At 58.6% G+C, this 8148-nt stretch carries 6 protein-coding genes; 4 read left to right on the forward strand and 2 right to left on the reverse strand.

Annotated elements, in window-relative coordinates:
- Nucleotides 1-13: 13 nt before the first annotated feature.
- Nucleotides 14-2776: a formate dehydrogenase subunit alpha gene (gene fdhF / locus AC4GMC_RS06500; protein WP_487878882.1), complete on the reverse strand. Its 2763-nt coding sequence runs from the start codon at nt 2774-2776 to the stop codon at nt 14-16.
- Nucleotides 2777-2951: 175 nt separating this feature from the next.
- Here fdhF and AC4GMC_RS06505 point away from each other — a divergent pair, with 175 nt between their 5' ends.
- From AC4GMC_RS06505 to AC4GMC_RS06520, 4 genes are read left to right on the forward strand one after another with little or no spacing between them, the layout of a single operon-like run.
- Complete coding sequence (locus AC4GMC_RS06505) at nt 2952-3602, forward strand: histidine phosphatase family protein (protein WP_487878018.1); 651 nt, start codon at nt 2952-2954, stop codon at nt 3600-3602.
- Between the two features lie 58 nt (nt 3603-3660).
- Complete coding sequence (locus tag AC4GMC_RS06510; protein WP_487878019.1) at nt 3661-4725, forward strand: saccharopine dehydrogenase; 1065 nt, start codon at nt 3661-3663, stop codon at nt 4723-4725.
- On the forward strand, nt 4722-5915 hold the full coding sequence (lhgO, locus tag AC4GMC_RS06515) for an L-2-hydroxyglutarate oxidase (RefSeq protein ID WP_487878020.1): 1194 nt from the start codon (nt 4722-4724) through the stop codon (nt 5913-5915). The genes AC4GMC_RS06510 and lhgO overlap by 4 nt, the downstream gene beginning before the upstream one ends.
- A gap of 41 nt (nt 5916-5956) precedes the next feature.
- On the forward strand, nt 5957-6418 hold the full coding sequence (locus tag AC4GMC_RS06520) for a DUF2059 domain-containing protein (RefSeq protein WP_487878021.1): 462 nt from the start codon (nt 5957-5959) through the stop codon (nt 6416-6418).
- Between the two features lie 4 nt (nt 6419-6422).
- On the opposite strand, the gene AC4GMC_RS06525 is transcribed toward AC4GMC_RS06520, so the two are convergent.
- Nucleotides 6423-8021, reverse strand: coding sequence for a GMC family oxidoreductase (locus tag AC4GMC_RS06525; protein WP_487878022.1), 1599 nt, complete (start codon nt 8019-8021; stop codon nt 6423-6425).
- Nucleotides 8022-8148 lie beyond the last annotated feature (127 nt).

Below are 8148 nucleotides of genomic sequence, written 5' to 3' on the forward strand. Positions count from 1 at the left end.
ATTGCCCATTAACTTATTCGGCTGCGATGGCAGCGGGTTTTTCGGCGCGTACCGCGCTGAACTTGAACTCAGGGATTTTGCCGTATGGATCGACCGCAGAGTTTGTCAGTAGGTTTGCTGCCGCCTCAACATAGGCAAAGGGCAGGAACACCATGTCTGGGGCGACGGCGCGGTCCGCGCGCGCCATGATTGTCACGGACCCGCGGCGCGTGGTCAGTTGAACCATCTCACCGGGGTTTACCCCGAGTTTTCGAAGGGTTGACGGGTGCAGCGAAGCGTTTGCTTCGGGCTCAACCGCGTCCAAAACACTTGACCGCCGGGTCATAGAACCGGTGTGCCAATGCTCAAGCTGACGACCGGTGGTAAGGATCATAGGGTAATCCGCATCGGGCGCTTCGGCGGGTGGGATCACATCTGCGGGCGTAAACCGGGCGCGTCCTTCGGGCCGTGGAAACCCGTCCGAGAAAACAATGGCTTGGCCGGGGTCCGTGGGTGAGAGTGACGGATAGGTAACCGCATTCTCGCCCTCAAGCCGATCCCACGTGATGTTGTTAAGGGACTTCATAAAGCCCTTCATCTCGGCGAAAACCTCGCTTGGGTGGGTGTAGGTCCAGTCCAGCCCGCAACGCTTTGCAAGCTCTGTGGTGATCCACCAATCCTCTCGGGCTTCGCCGGGTGGCGTCACGGCAGGACGGCCCATTTGGACCTGTCGGTTGGTGTTGGTGACGGTGCCAGATTTTTCAGCAAAGGCAGAGGCTGGCAAGATCACATCAGCGTAGTTCGCTGTTTCCGTTATGAAAATATCCTGCACCACAAGGTGATCCAGCTTGGCGAGTGCTGCACGCGCGTGGTCAACGTCGGGGTCTGACATCGCGGGGTTCTCGCCCAAGATATACATTGCTTTGATCTGGTCGGCATGGATGGCATCCACGATTTCCGTGACCGTCAGACCCTTTTCGGCCGAGAAATCAGCACTGCCCCAAACTTCGGTAAATGCGCCGCGCACACCATCATCGGTGACGGTCTGATAATCGGGCAGGAACATCGGGATCAGACCCGCATCAGATGCGCCCTGCACGTTGTTTTGTCCGCGCAGCGGGTGCAGGCCAGAGCCGGGGCGCCCCACTTGGCCGGTCATAAGCGCAAGCGAAATCAAGCACCTAGAGTTGTCTGTGCCATGGATGTGTTGGCTGACGCCCATGCCCCAGAAAATCATCGCGGCCTTGGCGCCTGCGAATGTGCGGGCCACGTCGCGCAGGGTTTCGGCATCGATGCCGCAGATCGCCTCCATCGCTTCGGGGGCGAACCCTGCAAGGTGCGCTTTCTCAGCCTCCCAGTTTTCGGTGTAGGCGTCGATGTATTGTTGATCGTAAAGCTTTTCTTCGACGATCACGTGCATGATCGCGTTGAGCATCGAGACATCAGCTCCTGGACGGAACTGCAGCATGTGGCTGGCAAACCGTTTGAGCGCTTGCCCCCGTGGGTCCATCACGATCAGCTTGCCACCACGCTTGGTGAACTGCTTGAAGTACGTCGCCGCAACGGGGTGGTTTTCGATCGGGTTGGCACCGATAACGATGGCGACATCGGCGTTTTCAATCTCATTGAAGGTGGCCGTTACCGCGCCCGAACCCACGTTTTCTAGCAAGGCCGCAACCGATGATGCGTGGCACAACCGGGTGCAGTGATCGACGTTATTGTGACCAAACCCTTGGCGGATAAACTTTTGGAACAAATAGGCTTCTTCGTTGGTGCACTTGGCGGAGCCAAAGCCCGCAACGTCGCGTCCGCGTCCTTTGAGGCCTGCACTTGCAGCTTCTAGCGCCTCGTCCCACGTGGCTTCGCGGAAGTGCGTTTGCCAGTTGGCGGGATCAACGTTCAGCCCTTTGGCGGGGGCGTCATCGCGACGGATCAGCGGTTTGGTCAGGCGATGATCGTGATGAATGTAGTCAAAGCCAAACCGTCCCTTGACGCACAAACGCCCCTCGTTCGCGGGACCATCGATGCCCTCCACAAACTTTACGCGGCCGTCTTTGACCTTGAGCGAAACCTGACAGCCGACGCCGCAGAAGGGGCAAACGCTTTTAACTTCTTCGTCATAATCCTTGCTGTCGCCTACCTGTTCCGCGTCTACCACCGTGGCCGGCATCAACGCGCCTGTGGGGCAAGCTTGCACGCATTCACCACACGCCACACAGGAGCTTTCGCCCATGGGGTCGGCAAAATCGAACGTCGGATAGCTGTCGTGCCCACGACCCGCCATGCCTATCACGTCGTTCACCTGCACCTCGCGGCAGGCGCGCACGCACAGACCACATTGAATACAGGCGTCCAAGTTGACGGACATCGCGACATGGGTGTCGTCGAGCAGGGGAATACGTTCAGCTTCTAGGGTGGGCAGGCGGCTGTGGGTCACACCGTTCGCCTCGGCCATGTCCCAAAGGTGACTGGATTTATCGTGGGCCACGTCACGCTCGGGCTGGTCGGCCACAAGCATTTCCATGACCATTTTGCGTGCCGCAACCGGGCGCGCGGAGGCGGTGTTTACGACCATCCCCTCGGCGGGTTCGCGGATGCAGGATGCAGCCAAGGTCCGCTCACCCTCGATTTCGACCATACAGGCGCGACAGTTGCCGTCGGGTCGGTAGCCCGGCGCGGGTTTGTGGCACAGATGCGGTATCACAAGGCCACGGCCATTCGCGACCTCCCAAATCGTTAGCCCAGCGGGTGCCTCGATCTGTTCGCCGTCAAGCGTGAAACGGATGGTGTCGGTCATGTCTAGCGCTCTCCCGGTCGCATTCGGTGAAACTCTAGCCCATTTTTTCACTTCCGCAAAAGGACATCCGCGACGCGCCATCGTCCGTTTACGCCCTGTGCTGCACCTATCGGCCATTGGCTTTTCCGATAAGAAACGGCATGACCCTATGGGAGCCAAATGAGGGCAGAAAAAGATGGCAGAAATCGTGTTGGTGCGCCACGGGCAGGCGAATTCGGCGGCGAAAGATGAAGTGAGTTACGATAGGTTGTCGGACCTTGGTCATCAGCAGGCGCGCTGGTTGGGAGAGCATCTGTCCGCCACGAATGGGCATTTTGACAATGTGATTTGCGGCGACATGCGGCGGCATCGTGAAACGGCCGCGGGCATCGGGTTCGATAGCCCCCAAGTGGACGCGCGCTGGAATGAGCTCAGCTATTTCGCGCTATCAGAGGCCCTTGAACGTAAAACAGGCGCGCCCCATCCTGGCGACACAGGCGGCTTTATCGCACATGTTGATGAAGTGTTTTCCCATTGGAAGGCTGATGGTTTGGACAATGTACCGGAAACCTATGCCAACTTTGATGCCCGCGTGACGGCTGCGTTGGAGGATGCCGCGCAACTGGGTGGGCGGAGCCTTGTGGTCACATCCACAGGTGTGATCGCTATGGTGTTGCGCCATGTGCTGGACCTTAGCCACCGTGGCCACATGAAGATGATTGTGCAAACTGCGAACACATCGCTGCACCGGGTCGAGCGGTTGCATGATACGTTCTATGTCGCTGAATATGGGGCGACGCCGCACCTGGATACGCCTGAACGGCGCTCGGCGCGCACGCACTACTAAACGACGGCTGCAACGGATCGCCTTTGTAAAAGGCGGACGCCTTGGGGGAGGGGATCATATGGTACATTTATGGGTACGCGCTGAGAGCCGCGCACATGAGCAACGCGTTGGCATCACGCCCAAGGGCTGTGCCGCGCTGATTGCGCACGGTTTTCAAGTCACGGTTGAGCAAAGCCCGACACGGATAATCTCCGCTGACGGCTACCGCGCCGCAGGGTGTGCCATCGCGCCCGAGGGGGCTTGGACCGGTGCGCCCAAGGATGCGATTATCTTTGGCCTCAAGGAATTGCCCGAGGATGGCACACCCCTGATCCATCGCCACATCATGTTCGGTCATGCCTACAAAGGGCAGCCTTCTGGGCAGGTCCTTTTGGAGCGGTTTCGCGCAGGTGGCGGCACGCTTTTTGACCTTGAATATTTGGTTGATACCCAAGGCCGTAGGGTTGCCGCATTTGGGTATTGGGCAGGATATGCAGGGGCAGCCGTCGCCTTGATGTGCTGGGCAGCACAGCAGCGTGGCGGTCTGTGCGGACCAGTGTGTGCCTATGCCACCGCCGATGAAATGCGGACTGCATTGCGCGCGGACTTGGCGGCGATCAACGCGGCGTTGCCCACCGCCCTGATCATCGGGGCTTTGGGGCGTGTGGGCACAGGGGCTGCAGATTTGTGCGCTGCAATGGGCGTTGCCGTGACCAAATGGGATATGGATGAGACCGCCCATGGTGGCCCCTTCCCAGAAATTTTGGCCCATGACATTTTCCTAAATTGTATTCTTGCGCGGCCCGGCACGCCGGTCTTTGTGCCCCTCGACGCAGGGAACACAGCGCGGCAATTATCGGTTATAGGCGATATCGCTTGCGACCCCGACAGCGCGTTTTCCCCGATCAAGGTCTATGACCGCGTCACCACGTGGGAGGCGCCTGCACTCCGCGTGCACGATACCCCGACATTGGATGTCACAGCCATTGACAACCTACCCTCTATGCTGCCGCTCGAATCCTCTGAGGATTTCGCAGCGCAGCTTTTACCTGTCCTTATGGGGCTAGACGCGCTGGATGTGGACATCTGGGGCCGGGCGGCGCTAGCCTTTCGTGGGGCAGTTGAGGGACTGGGCGCAGAATGAGCCAGATGTACGATTATCTTGTGATTGGCGGGGGTATTGTCGGTGCCTCTACAGCGATGCAATTGGGCCAAGCATACCCCGACGCACGCATTGGTTTGATCGAGAAAGAGCCCGATTTGGCGGCCCATCAGACCGGGCACAACAGCGGGGTTATTCACGCAGGCGTTTATTATGCGCCGGGCAGTATGAAGGCGCGGTTTTGTCGGGCTGGCGTAGATGCGACCCTCGCGTTTTCGCGGGTGCACAACATTCCGGTTGAACAATGCGGCAAGATGATTGTCGCCACAGAACATAGTGAACTGGGCCGGATGGCCGATCTGTACGATCGTGCCACACAAAACGGGCTTCAGATCGCGCGCCTTGGCGCAGAAGAATTGTCGGAGCGAGAGCCTAATGTACGCGGTGTTGGAGCCTTGTTCGTTTCGGTGACGGGCATTGCGAATTATCCCGCAATTACGGTTGCGATGGGGCGGGAAATCACCGCGCAGGGTGGCGATTTGCATCTTGGCCAGACCGTGCGCGCCATTGCTGAGCGTGCCGATGGGGTTACCGTTGAAACGGAGGCAGCCACCTATCAAACCCGGCAATTGGTCGTGTGCGGTGGGCTGCAAGCGGACCGTTTGGCGCGCATGGCGGGCCTTGAGGCGGATTTTGCAATTGTACCGTTTCGCGGTGAATATTTTCGGCTCGCCCCGCGCCATGACGACATCGTGCGCAGCCTAATTTACCCGGTGCCTGATCCGTCGGTTCCGTTTTTGGGCGTGCATCTGACGCGGATGATCGGTGGCTACGTGACAGTGGGACCGAACGCGGTGCTGGGGCTGTCCCGTGAGGGTTACACCAAGACGGACGTTTCGCTGCGCGACATGGCTGCGATGGCGGGCTACGCCGGTTTTTGGCGCGTGATGGCCAAAAATCTGAGCCACGGGGTGGGGGAAATGCGCAATTCGCTTAGCCGACGTCGGTACCTTAAACTGTGCCAGCGCTATGCGCCGGGGTTGGAGCTAGAGGATTTGCACCCCTATCCCGCAGGCATTCGGGCGCAGGCTGTCGCGCGTGATGGTACGTTGGTGCATGACTTTTTGCTCAAGCGGACCGCGCGGATGCTACATGTGTGCAACGCGCCGTCCCCTGCGGCCACGTCTGCGTTGCCGATTGGGGCACATATCGTTGAAACACTGGCGGGCTGAGGGCAATTGAGGCTCGGTTTGATACCGAAAAAGGATATTTCATGAAGCGTTTTCCCTTGGCCGTCGCATGTGTGCTGATGGCTTTGCCCGCAGCGGCACAAGACAACCGGGCTTTAGCACAGCAGTATGTTGAGCTGCCGACTGTGCAAAAAATGATGGATGATATTTTCGCGCCCGAAGCCCTTGCGGGTGGGGTCTTGGCACAATTGCCCCCGGGTATGCAGGTCACCCAAGATCAGGCAACCCGGCTGGGTGAGACGATGGCGAAATCCATGGAAAGCCTGCGCCCGCGTATGGTTGAGTTGATGATTTCTGGCTCGGCTGCGACGTTTTCAGCCGCCGAGCTAGAGGCGTTGATCGCCTTCTACCAATCCGAACATGGGGCTGAGATCATGGCTAAAATGCCGGTTTTGATGCAGTCCACGATGCAGCAGATGGCCCCGAATATTCAGGCCCTCCAGATGGAGCTTGGCCCCCAGATTGAGGCGATCTTGCGCGAATAACCGGTCAGTTTGCTTCCGACAGGATCAGATCGGCGCATTTTTCACCAATCATGATTGCGGGCGCATTGGTGTTGCCCGACACGATTTCCGGCATGATCGAGCAATCCGCCACCCGCAGCCCTTGGATGCCGTGGACGCGCAGGGCCGCATCAACCACCGCCGTTTTGTCGGAACCCATCTTGCAGGTGCCCGTGGGGTGATAGATCGACGCCGTGTTTGAGCGCGCCCAGTCGAGCGTCGCCTCGTAATCATCCATCGGTAGGTCGGCATTGGGCCGAAACTCTTGCGATATCTTTTCGCTTAGGGGGGCGTGCCGCGCGATGCGACGGGCGATGTTGACGCCCCCAACCACAGTATCACAATCGGTTTTCGTGCTGAGGTAATTGGGGATGATCGCAGGATATGCACGCGGATTGCGCGATTTGAGCCGGATCTCACCCTTCGACTCGGGGCGCAGTTGGCACACCGACATCGTAAAGGCCGAAAACGGATCCGCGCCCTTGCCGGGGTTCTCGGCGGATAGGGGTTGGACATGGAATTGGATGTCGGGGGTCTCGACCGTTTCGCGGGTTTTGAGAAACCCGGTCGCAAGGCTGGCGGCCATCGTCATTGGCCCTGTGCGACTGGTGACATAGCGCAGCCCGATTTTGGCCTGCCCCCAAAGCGAGCGTACCTCATCATTCAGGGTCGGTTCATTGCATTTGTAAACCAGCCGCGCCTGTAGGTGGTCTTGCATGTTCTTGCCAACGCCGGGCAGGTCGGCCTGCACTTCAATCCCGTGTTCAGCCAGTTGGGCAGCTTCACCAATGCCCGACAGCATCAGAAGCTGGGGCGAATTGATCGCGCCTCCGGATAGGATCACTTCGCGCGCGGCTGTGACGTGATGCACGACGCCGCCGCGATCCGTATATTCGACGCCTGTGCAACGGCCGCCCTCTAGCGTGATGCGGTCCACCTGCGCATGAGTGATAATGCGCAGGTTGGATCGCTTGCGCGCCGGGTTCAGATAGGCCACCGCCGCCGAACACCGCCGTCCATTGCGCGCGGTCAGTTGGAAAAAGCCCACGCCCTCTTGGCTGGCGCCATTGTAGTCAGGGTTGAACGGATAGCCCGCCGCCTGTGCGGCCTTGACCCATGCATCTGTGATTGGGCGCTCAATCCGCATGTTGGACACGGACAAGGGACCATCATCACCATGAAATTCATCTGCGCCGCGCTCATTGTTTTCGGCGCGCTTGAATAGCGGCAGAACATCATCCCATGACCAGCCTTTGTTGCCCATCTGGGCCCAGCGTTCATAATCCTGCGCTTGGCCGCGCACATACAAAAGCCCGTTCAAAGAGGACGATCCGCCCAGCACTTTGCCACGAGGCCACTCGATTGAGCGGCCATTCAGGCCGGGGTCAGCTTCAGTTTTGTAGCACCAATCGACAGCTGGATTGTGGATCGTCTTAAAGTACCCAACCGGGATGTGGATCCAGGGGTTTAAATCACGTCCACCAGCCTCCAGCAGGATCACGCGATTTTTTGGGTTCGCACTCAATCGGTTAGCAACCACACACCCGGCAGAGCCTGCGCCCACGACTATATAATCTGCTTCCATAGAGAACTTCCCCTCCCCAAAGTCGCCCAAAAGTGCGACCTTCTGTCAAAAATCTCTATACAAACCAAAAAACATATACTAGCCTTTTTTGAAACTATAAGTCTCAATAATGGGTCAAATGGGAGGA

The sequence above is a fragment of the Thalassobacter sp. genome, from assembly GCF_982993085.1.

Excerpts from the sequence above, each read along its gene's own strand:
- fdhF (WP_487878882.1), bottom strand. The coding sequence starts at position 2,776 with ATGACCGACACCATCCGTTTCACGCTTGACGGCGAACAGATCGAGGCA.
- AC4GMC_RS06505 (WP_487878018.1), top strand. The coding sequence starts at position 2,952 with ATGGCAGAAATCGTGTTGGTGCGCCACGGGCAGGCGAATTCGGCGGCG.
- AC4GMC_RS06510 (WP_487878019.1), top strand. The coding sequence starts at position 3,661 with ATGGTACATTTATGGGTACGCGCTGAGAGCCGCGCACATGAGCAACGC.
- lhgO (WP_487878020.1), top strand. The coding sequence starts at position 4,722 with ATGAGCCAGATGTACGATTATCTTGTGATTGGCGGGGGTATTGTCGGT.
- AC4GMC_RS06520 (WP_487878021.1), top strand. The coding sequence starts at position 5,957 with ATGAAGCGTTTTCCCTTGGCCGTCGCATGTGTGCTGATGGCTTTGCCC.
- AC4GMC_RS06525 (WP_487878022.1), bottom strand. The coding sequence starts at position 8,021 with ATGGAAGCAGATTATATAGTCGTGGGCGCAGGCTCTGCCGGGTGTGTG.